Raw genomic sequence first — 15,296 nt, forward strand, 5'->3', positions numbered from 1 at the left:
CGCATGGCCTGACGCTCAGCCTGCCTTCGGCGAGCTGGGTCGAAGTCAYCGCGGCGGATGGGTCGCGTCTGGAATACGGCATCCTGCCAGCCGGCACGCAGAAGTCCTATCGCAGCGACAAGACCCTCGACGTCCGCATCGGCAACGCCGCGGGTGCCCAGGCGACGATCGACGGCCAGCCGGTGGAGATCGACACCTTCCGCCGTGCCAACGTGGCTCGCTTCCGCGTCGATATCCACGACGGCAAGGCGGCACCGGTCTCCTACTGACCGGTTCCCTCGACCGTAGCGTGTACGCGCGGGCCCGCCGGCCCGCGCTTTCGGTTATCCTTACCTATTGATCCACGCCACTCCATCCCTGATGGCCGGTGTGGGCTCGTTCCCTCCAAAGTTTGGCTGCGCGGAGCGCAGTGGGTGATTGCATGTCTTTCGACGTATACGACGATTACGAGCAGGGCGAGCGAGTCCAGCAATGGCTTCGCAAGAATGGCGTGTCCATCCTCGTGGGGATTGTGCTCGGCCTGGTCCTGATCTTCGGYTGGCAGCAGTGGAAGTCGCACCGCGCCGGTCACGAACAGGCCGCCGCCGGTGAGTATTCGGCGTTGCAGCTTGCCGTMGCCCAGAACAAAACCACCGAAATCGACGTGCGCACCGAGAACCTGTTGAAGGATTACTCGGACACGGYGTGGTCGGTGTTTGCTGCTAGCGAACGCGCCCAGCGCAACCTGCTCGCAGGTCAGCTGGACAAGGTCGGTGGCGACCTGGAATGGGCCAAGGCCCATGCCAAGGACGAAACGCTCAAATCCCTGGTCGATCTGCGCATTGCGCAGCTGAAGTTCGCCCAGGGCAAGGCAGAAGAAGCCATCGCAACGGTCGACGCCATGCAAGGCAAGTCGTTCGCTGCGATCGCACAGGAACTCCGTGGCGATGCGCTGGTCAAGCTTGGACGCCACGACGACGCACGCAAAGCCTATCAGGCGGCGATCGCCGCGATGGGCGACAGCGCACCGCAGCGCGGTGTGGTTCAAACGAAGCTCGATGATCTGGCAGTGGCCGGGAAGCAGGGTGCATGAAACGTTTTTGGGCAATCGCGTTGACTTCGTCGCTGGTCGTACTGGCCGGCTGCCATTCGTTCAAGAAGGAAAACGTCGAGCCGCCGACCCCGCTTGACAAGAAATTCGTGCCGACCGTCAAGGTCGAGCGCCTCTGGAAGTCCAGCATCGGCGACGGTGCGGCGGAATCCGGCGTGCGCATGCGTCCGACGGTCTCTGACGGCGTGGTCTACGCCGCCAGCACCGACGGAAAGATGGCGGCATTCGAAGCCGCTACCGGCAAGAGGTTGTGGTCCAAGAGCATCCGCCAGCACGGCTGGTTCGGGTGGGGCGACGCCAAGCGTGAAGATGCCCGTTTCTCGGGTGGTCCCGGTGCATCGGGTGACCTCGTCGCCATCGGCACGCTCGACGGCCATCTTTACGGCATCAACGCGAAGGATGGCGAGCGTCGCTGGGCCGCCGAGGTTTCCTCGGAAGTCATCACGGCGCCGGTCATCGTTGGCGATCTGGTTGTGGTCCGCTGCAACGACGGTCGCGTCTACGGCATCGACGCCACCACCGGCGAGCGTCGCTGGGCCTACGATCAGGCGGTGGTACCGCTGCTCAGCCTGCGTGGCAATGGTCGCCTGCTCGTCGCCAACGGCGTCGTGTTCATGGGCACCGATGCCGGCAAGCTCACGGCTATCCGTCTGGACAACGGCGAGAAGCTCTGGGAGCAGACCCTCGCCACCGGCGAAGGCCGTACCGAGATCGATCGCCTGAGCGACGCCGATGGCGCGCTCGTCCTCGACGGTTCGACGATTTACGGCGCCGCCTATCATGGTCAGCTGACCGCGATCGACGGCCCCAGCGGTCGCCCGCTGTGGAACCACGGCTTCTCGACCTTCACCTCGCTGGATGTGCACGAAAACGCCATCTACGGTGTGGACGACGACTCCCAGGTGTTCGCCTTCGACAAGTCGACCGGCGCCAGCATCTGGAAGCTGGCTGACCTCAAGTACCGTTGGCTCTCCGGTCCTGCCGCGCAGGGCAAGTACGTCGTGGTCGGCGATCTCGACGGCCACCTCCACTGGATCGACGGCAGCGACGGCAAGATCGTCGCCCGCGAGCGTCTGTCCAGCAAAGCCATTCGTGCCCAGCCCGTTGTGGTGGGTGACACCGCATACGTCGAAGATGTCGAGGGCCATATCGGCGCCTACCGCATCGCGACGAACTGATCCACAGGAATACTGCCCCTCCCATGTTGCCCGTCGTCGCCCTGGTCGGCCGCCCCAATGTCGGTAAGTCGACAATCTATAACGCGCTGACGCGCAGCAGGGACGCCCTCGTCGCCGACATGCCCGGCGTCACTCGCGATAGACACTACGGTGTCTGTCGTCTTGGTCCGCGGCCCTTCGTGGTCGTGGACACGGGTGGTCTGTCGGGTAGCGATGAGGGCATCGAAGGTCTCACGGCAACCCAGGTTCGCCTCGCCATCGAGGAAGCCCACCTGCTGGTCTTCGTCGTTGATGCCCGTGACGGCGTGCTGCCACAGGACGTCAGCATCCTCAATGAGCTGCGCCGTAGCGGCAAGCCGGTCATGGTCGTCGTCAACAAGACCGACGGTGTGGACGAAGCGGTAGCACTTGGCGAGTTCGCCTCGTTCGGCATGGCCGAAACGTTGCCCATGTCCGCGGCGCACAACCGCGGCATCGACGTGCTGGTCGAGCGGTCGCTCACGCATCTGCCCGACGAGCGCGATGACGACCCCGCCCTTGCCGACCAGGGTATCCGTGTCGCTATCGTGGGGCGCCCGAACGCGGGCAAGTCCACCCTGATCAATCGCCTGCTGGGCGAGGAACGCCTCATCGTTTCCGATGTGGCGGGCACGACGCGCGATCCCATTCGCGTGCCGCTCCTGCGAGATGGCAAGCGCTTCACGCTGATCGACACTGCCGGCGTCCGTCGTCGTGCCCGTGTTGAAGAGGCCATCGAGAAATTTAGCGTTATCAAGACGTTGCAGTCCATTGCTGCCTCGCAGGTTACGGTGGTGATGATCGATGCCCGCGAGAATCTTGCGGACCAGGATCTCACCCTGATCGGTGGCGCCATGGAAGAAGGGCGCGCGCTGGTCATTTGCGTCAACAAGTGGGACGGCATGGACAAGTACGCTCGCGACCAGTGCATGGCTGCGCTCGGCCGCCGTCTGGCCTTCGTCGAGTGGGCGAAGACCGTCTTCATCTCTGCGCTCAACGGCTCCGGCCTCAGCGAACTGATGAAGGCTGTCGTTCGGGCACACGCGGCGGCGACGAAGGTCATCACCTCCAGTGACCTGACGCGCACGCTCGAGAAAGCCTACGAGGCCTATCAGCCGCCACTGGTTCGCGGTCATGCGCCGAAGCTTCGCTACGCGCATCCCGGTGGTAACAATCCACCGACGATCATCATCCACGGCAGCCGTACCAAGCACATCGCGCCGGCGTATCGTCGCTACCTGGAAGGCTTCTTCCGTAAGCGGTACAAGCTGGAAGGCACGCCGATCCGCATCGATTTCCGTGATGGCGAGAATCCGTACGCGGGCAAGAAGAATGTCCTGTCGGATAGTCAGCAGCAGAAACGCCAGCGCATGATTCGTAACGCGAAACGACGCGAAAAGTAAGCGTCGCCCTCATCGGGGAGCCTCGCATGTCTGAAAGTCTGGATCGGGAACGCTGGCTGGCGGATCTACGCCTCCGCGTTCCTGAAGTCGCCCCTGCCGAGGCACTCATCCGGCAGGCGGGTGGCGCGTTGCTCGTCGACGTCCGCGAGGACAATGAGCGCGCCAGCGGCATGCCAATCGGCGCATTGGGTCTCTCCCGCGGTTTTCTCGAGCTGCGCATCGAACAGACCGAGCCCGACCGCGACCGCGATATCCTTCTTCTCTGTGGCAGTGGCCAGCGCTCGTTGCTTGCTGCCGAAGCCCTGCAGCGTATGGGCTATCGGAGCGTCTCATCCGTTGCGGGTGGCGTTGGCGCCTGGAAGGCTGCCGGCTTGCCGGTGGTTGCTGGTTCGCTCGATGCCGACGCCGCCGAGCGGTACGCACGCCAGGTCTTGCTGCCGCAGGTGGGCGAAGCCGGGCAGGCGAGGCTGGCCGATGCCCGCGTGGCCGTGATCGGAGCGGGTGGACTCGGTGCGCCCGCGCTGCTCTACCTGGCCGCGGCCGGCGTCGGTCATATCACCATCATCGACGATGATCGTGTCGAGCGCTCCAACCTGCATCGTCAGGTCGTCCATGCGGATGCCCGCGTCGGCATGAGCAAGGTCGAGTCCGCGCGGATGACGCTTGCTGCGTTGAACCCCCGTATCCACGTGCGCGCCGTGAACGAACGCCTGCGTGCGGACAACGTGGAAGCTCTGATTGGTGACCACGAGGTGGTCATCGACGGCGCCGACAATTTCGCGACGCGCTACCTCCTGGCTGCCGCGACACGCCGGCTCGGCATCCCCATGGTCTACGCGGCGATCGAGCGATTCACGGGGCAGGCGAGTGTGTTCGATCCGCGCCGCGAGGATTCGCCGTGTTATCGCTGCCTGTTCCCCGAGCCGCCCGCCGCAGCGGACGCGCCGAACTGCAGCGAAGCCGGCGTGCTCGGCGTGCTGCCGGGCCTGGTTGGGCTGGTGCAGGCGACCGAGGCGATGAAGCTGATCCTGGGTATCGGTCAGCCTCTCGTCGGACGGTTGCTCACGTATGACGCCCTCGGCATGCGTTTTCGCGAACTGACGTTGAAGCGCGATCCGGCATGCCCGGGATGCAGCCGCGACGCCCGGTTTACCGGTTACGTCGACCTCGAGCGAATGTGTGCAGCGGCGGGGTAGGAACCGAGGCATCGGCTCCTACACGAGCAGGTCGCTGGGAATGACGGAGTACATGGCTGCGTCTACTGATTTACCTTTTAAAACAAGTCGGTTACGTAACATTCCTTCGAATGTACCTCCGATGCGTTCAGCTGTTCTGCGACTCGCCAGGTTGTCGTGCGCGACCACGATCTCAAGGCGCGAAATGCCTACCGTTTCGAAGGCAAAGCGAGCGGCAAGTCGGCCTGAATGACCTGCAATACCAGTACCTTGTGCTGACTCTCTCACCCAATACCCGAGGTTCGCCAGGCGATGCTCGCGGTTGAAGTGATTGACTCCCATGCCGCCGAGGATGGCGTCGGTGCTGGCGTCGACGATGAGCATTTCGAAACCCTCGCCGAGGAGCCACGCCTGCCGGCATATACCGATCCAGTTGTCGGCCGCCGGGGTGTCATAGGAACTCGTGCACCAGTCTTGCCAGCGACCGACAGTCGAAACCGACTCACGTACGGCGTCGGCAAGGCTCGGCGCATCGGCCATGCGATGTGCGCGGAGGCTGACGACGCCGTCGGTGAGGTCGTGCGGATAGGGCAAGGTATCTAGAGTCATGCGGGAAGTATGCACGCCTCCGGTTCCGCGGACCCGGCTATCTACGCATGCGGCTTTGCAGCGATAATGTCTCGTTTTCGCAGGGCAGATCCTTCATGACCGCACGCATCCTCGACGGCAAACGCATCGCCCACGAACTGCTCGAGCACATCGGGCGGCGGGTCGCCAAGCGCGTTGCCGAGGGTCGACGGAAGCCCGGTCTCGCGGTGGTGCTGGTTGGCGAGGATCCGGCCTCCGCGGTTTACGTAAAGAACAAGCGTAAGGCCTGCCAGCAGGTGGGCTTTGAGTCGTTCGGCTACGACCTGCCGGCGACGACGACTCAGGAAGAGCTGTTCGCTCTCATCGACAATCTCAATGCCGACCCCGCCGTCCACGGCATCCTCGTGCAGTCTCCGTTGCCGGACCATATCGACGAAGACGCGCTGGTCGATCGCATCGACCCGGGTAAGGATGTCGACGGGTTCCAGGCCGTGAATGTGGGACGCCTTGCGCTGCGTCGTTTCGGTCTGCGTCCGTGTACGCCCAAGGGCGTCATGACCTTGCTTGGGCATACCGATCATCCGGTCCGCGGACGCCACGCCGTGATCGTGGGGGTGTCCAATCACGTCGGTAGGCCGCTTGCACTTGAGCTTCTAATTGCTGGCTGTACAGTGACTTGCTGTCACAAGTTCACGCAAAATCTCGAAGGATTTGTCGGTCAGGCGGACATCCTCGTCGTCGCGGCCGGCAAGCCGGGGCTGGTCAAGGGTGAGTGGGTCAAGCCGGGCGCCGTGGTCATCGATGTCGGTATCAATCGGCTCGAGGACGGACGGTTGGTCGGCGACGTCGAGTTCGCGCCCGCCGCCGAGCGGGCGTCGTGGATCACTCCCGTGCCGGGCGGCGTTGGCCCGATGACCGTGGCGACCTTGATGGAGAATACGCTCGAGGCGGCTGAGGCCATCGACGCGTAGTGTCGTTTTGTTGCAACGCACGGTATAATGCCGCGATTTACTCGCGGGACTAATGCTCATGCGCATCCTTGCTGAGGCACTCACTTACGACGACGTGTTTCTGGTACCCGGCCACTCCACGGTCATGCCTCGCGACGTGGACACTTCGACGCGCTTCACGCGCGGTCTGCGCCTGAATATCCCCATCGTGTCCGCTGCCATGGACACCGTCACCGAGGCCCGCCTCGCCATCACCATGGCGCAGAACGGCGGCATCGGCATCATCCACAAGAACATGACCCCGCTGCTCCAGGCCGCTGAAGTACGCCTGGTGAAGAAGTTCGAAGCCGGCGTCATCCGCAGCCCGATCACGGTGCGCCCGGATACCTCGATCGGCGAAGTCATGGCGCTGACCCGCGCACACAACATCTCCGGTGTGCCGGTGGTCGACGGCGAGAAGCTCGTCGGCATCGTCACCAGCCGCGACCTGCGCTTCGAGCGCAAGCACGACGACCCGGTCCGCAACATCATGACCCGGGAAGACCGCCTGATCACGGTGAAGGAAGGCGCTTCGCACGACGAAGTGCTGGAACTGCTGCACCGCAACCGCATCGAGAAGGTCCTCGTCGTCAACGACGGCTTCCAGCTCCGCGGCCTGATCACGGTCAAGGACATCCAGAAAGCCCGCGACAACCCCAACGCCGCCAAGGACTCCCACGAACGCCTGGTGGTCGGTGCGGCCGTCGGCGTCGGTGGCGATACCGAACAGCGCATCGAAGCGCTGGTCGATGCCGGCGTGGACGTGATCGTGGTCGATACCGCCCACGGCCACTCGCAGGCGGTCATCGACCGTGCGGGCTGGGTCAAGAAGCATTACCCGCACGTCCAGGTCATTGCCGGCAACATCGTCACGGGCGAGGCGGCGCGCGCGCTGCTCGGCGCCGGTGTCGACGCGGTCAAGGTCGGCGTGGGTCCGGGCTCGATCTGCACCACCCGTATCGTCACCGGTATCGGCGTGCCGCAGATCACTTCGATCGACCTGGTGGCCACGGCCCTCAAGGGTGAGATCCCGCTGATCGCCGACGGTGGCATCCGCTATTCGGGCGACATCCCCAAGGCGCTTGCCGCCGGCGCGTCCTCGGTCATGCTCGGCTCCATGTTCGCCGGCACCGAAGAGGCACCGGGCGAAGTCGAGCTGTTCCAGGGCCGTTCGTACAAGAGCTACCGCGGCATGGGCTCCATCGGCGCCATGCAGCTCGGCTCGAAGGATCGCTACTTCCAGGACGAAGCCGACGCCGACAAGCTCGTGCCGGAAGGCATCGAAGGTCGCGTGCCGTACCGTGGCCCGCTGCACAACATCATCCACCAGATGATGGGCGGCCTGCGTGCCTCCATGGGTTACATGGGCGCGGCCAATATCGACGAGATCCACGAGAAGGCCCAGTTCGTGAAGGTGACCGGTGCCGGTGTGCGCGAAGCGCATCCGCACGACATCCAGATCACGAAGGAAGCGCCGAACTACCGCCTGACCGACGCCTAAGGCGCTCGCTCCAGGTGACCCAGGACGCCCGCCGCAAGTGGGCGTTCTGCTTTTTCAGACTTTCGAACTGCAGGCTGCCCCGATGACCGACATCCATAGTGACAAGATCCTCATCCTCGACTTCGGTTCGCAGTACACGCAGCTGATCGCCCGCCGCATCCGCGAGATCGGCGTCTACTGTGAGGTCTGGGCCTGGGATCATGCGCCCGACGAGATCCGCGGCTTCAACCCGCGCGGCGTCATCCTCTCCGGTGGCCCCGAGTCCGTCACCGAGGACGAGTCCCCGCGCGCGCCGCAGCTGGTCTTCGAGCTGGGTGTGCCGGTGCTGGGCATCTGCTACGGCATGCAGACCATGGCCGAGCAGCTCGGTGGCAAGGTGGAAGCCGGTCATCATCGTGAATTCGGTCCGGCCACGATCACCTTCGCCAGCTGCGCGCTGTTCGACACCGTGGTCGAGGAGGGCGAGTCGCTCGGCGTCTGGATGTCCCACGGCGACCGCGTCACCGCGATGCCGGAAGGCTTTGCCGCCACGGCGTCGACATCGAGCCTGCCGCTGGCTGCCATGGCCGACGACGAGCGTCACTTCTATGGCGTGCAGTTCCACCCGGAAGTGACCCACACCAAGCGCGGCCTGGAGCTGCTCCGCCGCTTCGTCGTCGACATCTGTGCATCGGCCACGCTGTGGGACGCCGCGCACATCATCGAAGATTCCGTCGCCCGCGTGCGCGAGCAGGTCGGTAGCGACCGCGTGCTCCTGGGTCTCAGCGGCGGCGTCGACTCTTCGGTCGTGGCCGCCTTGCTCGAGAAAGCCATCGGTGACCAGCTCACCTGCGTCTTCGTCGATACCGGCCTGCTGCGTTTCCAGGAAGGCGACCAGGTCATGTCGACCATGGCCGAGCACATGGGCGTGCACGTCATCCGCGTCGACGCGAAGCAGCGCTACTTCGACGCACTCGCCGGCGTGGAAGACCCCGAAGCCAAGCGCAAGATCATCGGCCGCCTGTTCGTCGAGATCTTCGACGAGGAATCGGCGAAGCTCGAGAACGTGAAATGGCTGGCCCAGGGCACGATCTACCCTGACGTCATCGAGTCCGCCGGCAGCAAGACGGGCAAGGCCCACGTTATCAAGAGCCACCACAACGTCGGTGGCCTGCCGGAGCACATGAAGCTCAAGCTGGTCGAACCGCTGCGCGAGCTGTTCAAGGACGAAGTCCGCCGCATCGGTGTCGAACTCGGCCTGCCGCGCGACATGGTCTACCGCCATCCTTTCCCCGGCCCCGGCCTGGGCGTGCGCGTCCTTGGCGAAGTGAAGCCCGAGTACGTCGACCTGCTGCAGCGTGCGGATGCGATCTTCATCGAAGAGCTGCGCAAGCATGGTCTGTACGACCGGGTGAGTCAGGCGTTCGCTGTGTTCCTGCCGGTGCGCTCGGTGGGCGTGGTGGGCGACGGTCGCGCCTATGAGTGGGTCATCGCGCTGCGCGCCGTCGAGACGATCGACTTCATGACGGCACATTGGGCGCACCTGCCGTACGACTTCCTTGATACGTGCTCGACTCGTATTATCAATGAGTTGCGTGGTATTTCTCGTGTGGTTTATGACATCTCGGGGAAGCCGCCGGCGACGATTGAGTGGGAGTGATCGCTCCGCTCTCTACTGGACGGACAGGTTCCTATTCGCGAACAGTCGGGCCCTCCAAGGGGTTGACCCGCCGCGGATGGTTGAGCGATGAGCGTGATCAGGATCCTTGGCGGCTACGGCGTGTTCGGCGGTCGCCTTTGCGCGAAGTACGTGGGCCAGGCACGGGTTGTTCCGCTCCGTCTCGTTTCGCGGGCCGGACAATCTTCACCGGGTTCCGCGACGATGACTCCACGGGACCGCTCTACCGGCAGGTGCTTGGCTCGGCCTTCGACGCGCTTCCGTCTCGGCTGAAGGAACTGCGAAACGGCGGTGGAGTGGCCACGCGGAGGTTCGCCATGGCGGCGGGATGCTGGCGCGGGCCATTCGGGCGATGGTGGGATTTCCGCAGACCGCCCCGGATGTGCCCGTCACGGTGACGTTTGCGCCCGAAGATGGCGTCATTCGCCCTTGCGCTGGTGGTCGATGGAGGGAGGCTTTGCCTGGTTCCGCGGCGATGGTCGCTACTCGGCATTCCGACGCCCGCTTTCCTGCTGCCTCGTGGAGTGAGCTTCGAGTACGAGGATGGCGGTTGGTTTCATTTCGATGTGGAGATCTCGGCGCCGACGGTCGGCCTGATCGCGGCTTACAAGGGGTCGCTTGAGCTCGACATTCTGTCGGGCACATCGTTGACTACAAAGGCGCGGCGGAGTCGGGAATCGGCTGACACGGGCTCGGGGCGTTATCTGACATATCGACGCTATATATATCTTTAATATCAACGTCTTGGGTAGGCTTCTCTATGTGGTCTATCCCATCTTTTCCGTGCCGAAGGGCGTCGGGACAATGAAAAGGCGGACGTTGTAGTGGAATATATTTTTACCTTGAAGTACGAGTTAGCCGACAAGGGCTGCGATCCCTGCCGGCTTGTCGAGCAGCTGGGCGAAGCCGGGTGCCGAGATGTGCTGGTCGGCATGGGACGACAAGGTCACCTCGCTCTGGAGTGTGTCCGTGATGCTGAAAGCGCCGATGCTGCAGTTCAGAGCGCGGTCGCTGATATACAGCGTGCCCTGCCTTTGGCGAAGCTGCTTGAGGTGGTGTCGGACCCCGCGCGAGCTCGCGCATGATCCAGATTGGTAGAATATGTAATCTTCGTGATACTTTAAATCCACTTAAGGTCACGCAAAGCGTACATATGCCCACCCCGCATGCTGCTCCCGCGGCTGCGCGTCGAGCGCTTCGGAAGCTCGGCGCCGACATTCATGACGCCCGCCGTCGCCGACAACTAACGATGGCGGTGGTGGCGGATCGCGCATTTACGTCCCGCGCCACGCTCCAGCGCGTCGAGGATGGCGACCCGTCCGTAGGCATGGGTATTTACGCCGCCGTTCTCCATGCGCTTGGGCTGCTTGACGGGCTAGCAGCCCTAGCCGACGTCAGCGCTGACACGCAAGGGCAGATTCTGGGCGCAGCCCAGCTTCCCAAGCGAGTGAGACTTCCTCGCGGAGGCAAGAGCGATGTCTGATGTCGAAGTGCACATTGAACTCCAAGGCACAAACAGGCTCGTAGGTCTCCTTCGGCACCGTTCATCCGGCCGCGGTGAAACCGCGACTTTCGAGTACGCCGATGAATGGCTAGGCAGCGACGTCTGCTTTTCCGTCGAGCCTGCTCTTCGGTTGACGAAGGGTCTGTTTGCGCCACCGCCGGGCTTGACGCTTTTTGGCTCCCTGGGCGATTCGGCTCCCGATACCTGGGGCCGTCGTCTCATGCAACGCGCTGAACGGCGAAACGCTGAGCACGCGGGACGTCGTGTGCGAACCTTGGGTGAGCTGGATTATCTACTGGGCGTCTCCGACGAAACTCGACTTGGCGCGATGCGTTTTCGCCGGGTTGGGGAAGACATCTTCCAGGCGCCCGATCGCGGCGTTCCTCCCGTTGTGGAGCTGGGTCGTCTTCTTCAGGTTACCGAACGGCTTCTGAGAGACGAGGAAACCGATGAGGATCTGAGGCTGATCTTCGCCCCAGGATCCTCACTAGGTGGCGCAAGACCGAAGGCCTCGGTGCTCGATCAGCATGGCCACCTGTCGATCGCGAAGTTTCCCAAGGACAGCGACGAATACAGCATCGAGACCTGGGAAGAGGTGGCTCTCCGTCTCGCCGAGCGTGCGGGCATCGAAACGCCTCATCACGAGCTCGTCCAGATCGCGGGAAAAGCGGTCCTTTTGTCGCGTCGATTCGATCGCCGGGGCACGGCTCGTACGCCGTTCCTTTCCGCCATGTCGATGCTCGGGGCACGTGACGGCGAGCGCGGTAGCTATCCCGAGCTTGCCGACGCCCTGGCGGCACACGGTGCAAGAGCGCGCGCCGATGCGGAGCAGTTGTACCTCCGCGTCGTCTTCAGTGTCCTCATCTCGAACGTCGACGATCACCTACGCAATCACGGTTTCCTGTGGCAAGGAAGTGACGGCTGGATCCTGTCGCCCGCGTACGACCTGAATCCGACACCAGTCGACATGAAGGCACGTGTCCTGGCAACGAACATCGATCTCGACGAAGCGACGTGCTCGGTCGATTTGCTCGAGAGCGCTTCAGGGTTCTTTGGCCTTCAGCTATCCGTGGCACGCAAGATCATTCGTGGCGTGGCCGAGGTGACCAAGACATGGCGGGATGTCGCTCGTGAGGTAGGTAGTCGTGAAGCGGAGATCCGCCGGATGGAGAGCGCCTTCGAGCACGACGATCTGGAGAAAGCGCTTAGCGTCGGCTAGTTCCTGCCTCAGTGATGCACCTTTGCAGTCTTCGCTCCAGGTTGCCGCAACGGATGTGAATCGGCGAACGCCGGCAGCTCGAAGCAACGCTTACCCAGTGCCGTCACCTGGGGAAACGCCGTAACGTCCAGTTGATAAAGCTCGGCCAGGACGATCTGACCGGCGACGCAGATATCGGCGATCGTTGGCATGGCACCCAGTGCGAACGGTGCGGCGGGGCGTCGCGTAAGAAGCCGCTCGTAGGTGGCAAGACCTTCCGTCGTCCAATGCTTGCACCATGCCTCGATCGCTGCCGTATCGGCGCCGAATGCTTCGCCGAGTTGCTTGCGCACGCGCGGCACGATCAACGGATGGGCATCGGCGACGGAAACCAGGGCGAGTGACCGGGCATAGGCTCGCTCTTTTGCATCTACCGGCAGGATGCGCGGCTCTGCCTGGATTTCGTCGAGATACTCCATGATCGCCAGAGACTGGAAAATGCGGTGTCCGTCGTGAACCAGGGTGGGCACGACATGCCCCGCATTCACCGCGGCGTAGTCGGGATCGAACTGTCGTCCGGACAAGATGTCGATGTCGATTTCTTCGAAGGGCAGCTTCTTCAACGCAAGAGCGACCCGGGCACGGAACGCCGCGTTCGAGCGCCAGAAACCGTAGAGTTGGATGGTCATGGGATGGGTCCTTGCAAGCAGGAATATTTACTATATCCAATAAATGGATACTATACACCAGAGCCAATATCTGGTAAAAAATGGCTATAGCCAATAATTTGCGGCGACCGTCTGAGGTGCCTCCGTGGACTATCCCATCCAGATTTCCAACCAGCTGCGCGAGTATCTACGTGCACTCCGAAAGGAGCGCGGACTGACGCAGGCGGCTCTTGGTCAACTCGTCGGGGTAGGTCAGGCCAGAATCGCGGAGATCGAGAATAACCCGGGCGTCGTCAGCATCGATCAGTTAATGAAGCTCCTTTCGGCGCTCCGGGTTTCCCTGGTATTGCGTGAGGGCGGTTCACCGCCGAGCCTTCAGGCGACAGGGGAGTCCATCACATCCCGAAAGGGTGACTGGTAATGGCGACATTGAACGCATGGATGAACGGTGAGCACGTTGGGATGTGGCGGGTCGATCGCGGGTCTCACACCTTCGCCTATGCGCCGTCCTGGCTGGAATCCGACAGGGCGCGACCCCTTTCCCTGTCATTACCGTTCACTCCGACGCTCACCGTCACCGGTTCTGTCGTCGAGAATTACTTCGATAACCTGTTGCCCGACAACGATCGTATTCGCGAGCGTGTTGGCAGGAGATTCGGCACCCGCTCGCTCGATGCCTTTACGCTACTCGAGGCGATCGGTCGCGACTGCGTGGGCGCCGTACAGTTACTTCCCGACAACTCGGTGCCAGATGGCTGGAACCGTGTCGTATCTGAACCACTGAGCGAGGCCCAGGTCGCTGCGACGCTTCGCTCTGTCCCCATGGATCCGGCAGCCTTTGCCCGTGACGGGACGCCTCCTTTTCGAATTTCACTGGCGGGTGCTCAAGAAAAAACGGCGCTTGCCCTGATCGCCGGAAGGTGGTGCAGGCCGCTCGGCGCCACGCCAAGTACCCACATCTTCAAGCTTCCTTTGGGGGTGATCGCCAATGCGAGTCGGATCGAAATGTTCGATTCGGTCGAGAATGAGTGGCTTTGCGCCCAAATCATCCATTCTCTCGGACTCCCCGCAGCCCGCACGGATATGGCGACATTCGGGGACCAGCGCGCCCTGATCGTCGAACGCTTCGATCGGGTATGGGCATCTGATGACTCGTGGATCGTCCGTTTGCCGCAGGAAGACTTCTGCCAGGCCTTTGGCTTGCCACCCCGACTGAAGTATGAGGACGACGGTGGCCCATCGATGTCCGATGGACTCACGCTGCTTTCAGGCAGTTCAGATGCGGAAGCAGACCGGCTCGCCTTTCAACTGGCACAGCTGGCATTTTGGATGATGGCTGCCCCGGACGGGCATGCAAAGAATTTTTCCATCTTTTTGCGACAGGGGAATGCTTACAACATGACCCCCTTATACGACGTCTTGTCCATATGGCCGTATATCGGCAAGAAGAGCAGGCAGCTGCACACACGCGACGTTCGCCTCGCGATGGCGCTTAGGTCGAAGAACGCGCACTACCATGTCTATACGATTCATGCGCGTCACTGGCGCGCGCTGGCGCGGAAAAATGGCGGCCCTGCCGTGTGGGAGGCCATGGTTGCCTTCGTTGAACGCGTTGAGGGCGCTCTTGACGACGTCGAGTCACGCTTGCCCGCTGGTTTTCCTGACAGGATCTGGGAGCCTGTTTCGCGCGGCATGAGAAAGCAAGCGCAGCTCTTTCTGTCAGAGGCTGCCGCGATGAACGGATAGACCATGCCCGTGAAAGGCTAGTTGCGAACCTTCCGCCCCAACCACCGCGCCAGGTTCGTCACATAAAGCTCCGTCGACCGCTTCGCCGCGGGTGTCGCACGCAATGTGCCGCCGGGCGCCTCGCTGACAAAACTCGGCTTCCCATGGTCCGGGTCCCAGTTGTAGTCGGCAAAGTGATGAAACGTCGATTGCGCCACGGCCGGGCCCATGCCGTCAGGTTGCGGCTCGAACGCCACGGCGATGGCAAACGGAGTTCCGGTCACTTCACTCTTTCCCGTCGCGATCACGCGAGCGCTGGCGTCGTCAGGCGGCGCCGTGACGTCACCTTCGTGCGGATGGGAGGGCAGGTAGCGAAGCGCACTTCCGGGTGCATCGGGATCGGCCAGGATCGGGTGCACGTCACCCACGGGCGCGATCTCCTGGAAGTCGCCATTGGCGCCGGAGTGGAAGTTTGGCCAGAGAATGGCCGTGGTGTACGGGTCGTCGATGACGCGGCGTGCCGTGTCCGGATCCGGATTGTGCGTATGGAAGTGATGGGCCTTGCCCACACCCTGGAGGTCGCAGACGGAGCAGCCGAGATC

General features: G+C 62.9%; 15 protein-coding genes and 1 pseudogene. 13 read left to right on the forward strand and 3 right to left on the reverse strand.

Annotated elements, in window-relative coordinates:
- The 5 genes from AC1DSN_RS08920 to moeB all read left to right on the forward strand — a co-directional run.
- The coding region (locus tag AC1DSN_RS08920; RefSeq protein ID WP_477330365.1) for a DUF4115 domain-containing protein at positions 1-269 on the forward strand (269 nt) is incomplete at its 5' end.
- A 152-nt stretch (positions 270-421) separates the two neighbouring features.
- Positions 422-1,072 (forward strand): YfgM family protein, encoded by a 651-nt coding sequence (locus AC1DSN_RS08925; RefSeq protein ID WP_477330367.1) that lies wholly within the window; start codon positions 422-424, stop codon positions 1,070-1,072.
- Positions 1,069-2,268 carry an outer membrane protein assembly factor BamB gene (gene bamB, locus AC1DSN_RS08930; RefSeq protein WP_063573538.1) on the forward strand — a complete coding sequence of 400 codons (1,200 nt, stop codon included), beginning with the start codon at positions 1,069-1,071 and terminating at the stop codon, positions 2,266-2,268. Before AC1DSN_RS08925 ends, bamB begins: the two co-directional genes overlap by 4 nt.
- 23 nt (positions 2,269-2,291) lie before the next feature.
- Positions 2,292-3,689: a ribosome biogenesis GTPase Der gene (der, locus tag AC1DSN_RS08935; RefSeq protein ID WP_477330369.1), complete on the forward strand. Its 1,398-nt coding sequence runs from the start codon at positions 2,292-2,294 to the stop codon at positions 3,687-3,689.
- 26 nt (positions 3,690-3,715) lie between these two features.
- Positions 3,716-4,885 carry a molybdopterin-synthase adenylyltransferase MoeB gene (gene moeB / locus AC1DSN_RS08940; RefSeq protein ID WP_477330370.1) on the forward strand — a complete coding sequence of 390 codons (1,170 nt, stop codon included), beginning with the start codon at positions 3,716-3,718 and terminating at the stop codon, positions 4,883-4,885.
- Between the two features lie 18 nt (positions 4,886-4,903).
- Here moeB and AC1DSN_RS08945 read toward each other — a convergent pair whose 3' ends face one another.
- Complete coding sequence (locus AC1DSN_RS08945; RefSeq protein ID WP_157503937.1) at positions 4,904-5,488, reverse strand: GNAT family N-acetyltransferase; 585 nt, start codon at positions 5,486-5,488, stop codon at positions 4,904-4,906.
- A gap of 80 nt (positions 5,489-5,568) precedes the next feature.
- On the opposite strand from AC1DSN_RS08945, the gene folD reads away from it, so the two are divergent.
- The 6 genes from folD (at position 5,569) to AC1DSN_RS08975 (ending at position 12,322) form a co-directional block, all read left to right on the forward strand.
- Entirely contained in the window at positions 5,569-6,423 is an 855-nt protein-coding gene (gene folD / locus AC1DSN_RS08950; protein ID WP_213947307.1) for a bifunctional methylenetetrahydrofolate dehydrogenase/methenyltetrahydrofolate cyclohydrolase FolD, read from the forward strand.
- A 58-nt stretch (positions 6,424-6,481) separates the two neighbouring features.
- Positions 6,482-7,942, forward strand: a complete 1,461-nt coding sequence (guaB, locus tag AC1DSN_RS08955) for an IMP dehydrogenase (RefSeq protein ID WP_063571355.1) — start codon at positions 6,482-6,484, stop codon at positions 7,940-7,942.
- Between the two features lie 82 nt (positions 7,943-8,024).
- Complete coding sequence (gene guaA, locus AC1DSN_RS08960; protein WP_213947308.1) at positions 8,025-9,581, forward strand: glutamine-hydrolyzing GMP synthase; 1,557 nt, start codon at positions 8,025-8,027, stop codon at positions 9,579-9,581.
- A gap of 431 nt (positions 9,582-10,012) precedes the next feature.
- The gene (locus AC1DSN_RS08965) at positions 10,013-10,333 is read left to right on the forward strand and encodes a DUF4166 domain-containing protein (RefSeq protein WP_477297101.1); all 321 of its coding nucleotides are present in this window, start codon (positions 10,013-10,015) and stop codon (positions 10,331-10,333) included.
- A gap of 419 nt (positions 10,334-10,752) precedes the next feature.
- Positions 10,753-11,082, forward strand: a complete 330-nt coding sequence (locus AC1DSN_RS08970; RefSeq protein WP_213947309.1) for a helix-turn-helix domain-containing protein — start codon at positions 10,753-10,755, stop codon at positions 11,080-11,082.
- A gap of 286 nt (positions 11,083-11,368) precedes the next feature.
- On the forward strand, positions 11,369-12,322 hold the full coding sequence (locus tag AC1DSN_RS08975) for a type II toxin-antitoxin system HipA family toxin (protein ID WP_477297097.1): 954 nt from the start codon (positions 11,369-11,371) through the stop codon (positions 12,320-12,322).
- An 8-nt stretch (positions 12,323-12,330) separates the two neighbouring features.
- Here the strand turns inward: AC1DSN_RS08975 and maiA are convergent, their stop codons facing one another.
- Entirely contained in the window at positions 12,331-12,990 is a 660-nt protein-coding gene (gene maiA / locus AC1DSN_RS08980) for a maleylacetoacetate isomerase (RefSeq protein WP_477297095.1), read from the reverse strand.
- Positions 12,991-13,114: 124 nt separating this feature from the next.
- Between maiA and AC1DSN_RS08985 the strand changes: the two genes are divergently transcribed.
- Both AC1DSN_RS08985 and AC1DSN_RS08990 read left to right on the forward strand, forming a co-directional pair.
- Positions 13,115-13,390, forward strand: a complete 276-nt coding sequence (locus AC1DSN_RS08985) for a helix-turn-helix domain-containing protein (RefSeq protein WP_213947312.1) — start codon at positions 13,115-13,117, stop codon at positions 13,388-13,390.
- A complete protein-coding gene (locus tag AC1DSN_RS08990) occupies positions 13,390-14,715 on the forward strand; it encodes a type II toxin-antitoxin system HipA family toxin (RefSeq protein WP_477330373.1) in 1,326 nt (441 codons plus the stop codon). The genes AC1DSN_RS08985 and AC1DSN_RS08990 overlap by 1 nt, the downstream gene beginning before the upstream one ends.
- Positions 14,716-14,732: 17 nt before the next feature.
- Here the strand turns inward: AC1DSN_RS08990 and AC1DSN_RS08995 are convergent.
- Positions 14,733-15,296 (reverse strand): annotated as a pseudogene (locus AC1DSN_RS08995) (hypothetical protein); the annotation flags it as partial.

The organism is Luteibacter sp. P4_D7_3, assembly GCF_056401735.1.

What these genes read in the sequence shown, in the direction of transcription:
- AC1DSN_RS08990 (WP_477330373.1), top strand. Translation starts at nt 13,390, where the DNA reads ATGGCGACATTGAACGCATGGATGAACGGTGAGCACGTTGGGATGTGG.
- moeB (WP_477330370.1), top strand. Translation starts at nt 3,716, where the DNA reads ATGTCTGAAAGTCTGGATCGGGAACGCTGGCTGGCGGATCTACGCCTC.
- der (WP_477330369.1), top strand. Translation starts at nt 2,292, where the DNA reads ATGTTGCCCGTCGTCGCCCTGGTCGGCCGCCCCAATGTCGGTAAGTCG.
- folD (WP_213947307.1), top strand. Translation starts at nt 5,569, where the DNA reads ATGACCGCACGCATCCTCGACGGCAAACGCATCGCCCACGAACTGCTC.
- bamB (WP_063573538.1), top strand. Translation starts at nt 1,069, where the DNA reads ATGAAACGTTTTTGGGCAATCGCGTTGACTTCGTCGCTGGTCGTACTG.
- guaA (WP_213947308.1), top strand. Translation starts at nt 8,025, where the DNA reads ATGACCGACATCCATAGTGACAAGATCCTCATCCTCGACTTCGGTTCG.
- guaB (WP_063571355.1), top strand. Translation starts at nt 6,482, where the DNA reads ATGCGCATCCTTGCTGAGGCACTCACTTACGACGACGTGTTTCTGGTA.
- AC1DSN_RS08965 (WP_477297101.1), top strand. Translation starts at nt 10,013, where the DNA reads ATGGCGTCATTCGCCCTTGCGCTGGTGGTCGATGGAGGGAGGCTTTGC.
- maiA (WP_477297095.1), bottom strand. Translation starts at nt 12,990, where the DNA reads ATGACCATCCAACTCTACGGTTTCTGGCGCTCGAACGCGGCGTTCCGT.
- AC1DSN_RS08970 (WP_213947309.1), top strand. Translation starts at nt 10,753, where the DNA reads ATGCCCACCCCGCATGCTGCTCCCGCGGCTGCGCGTCGAGCGCTTCGG.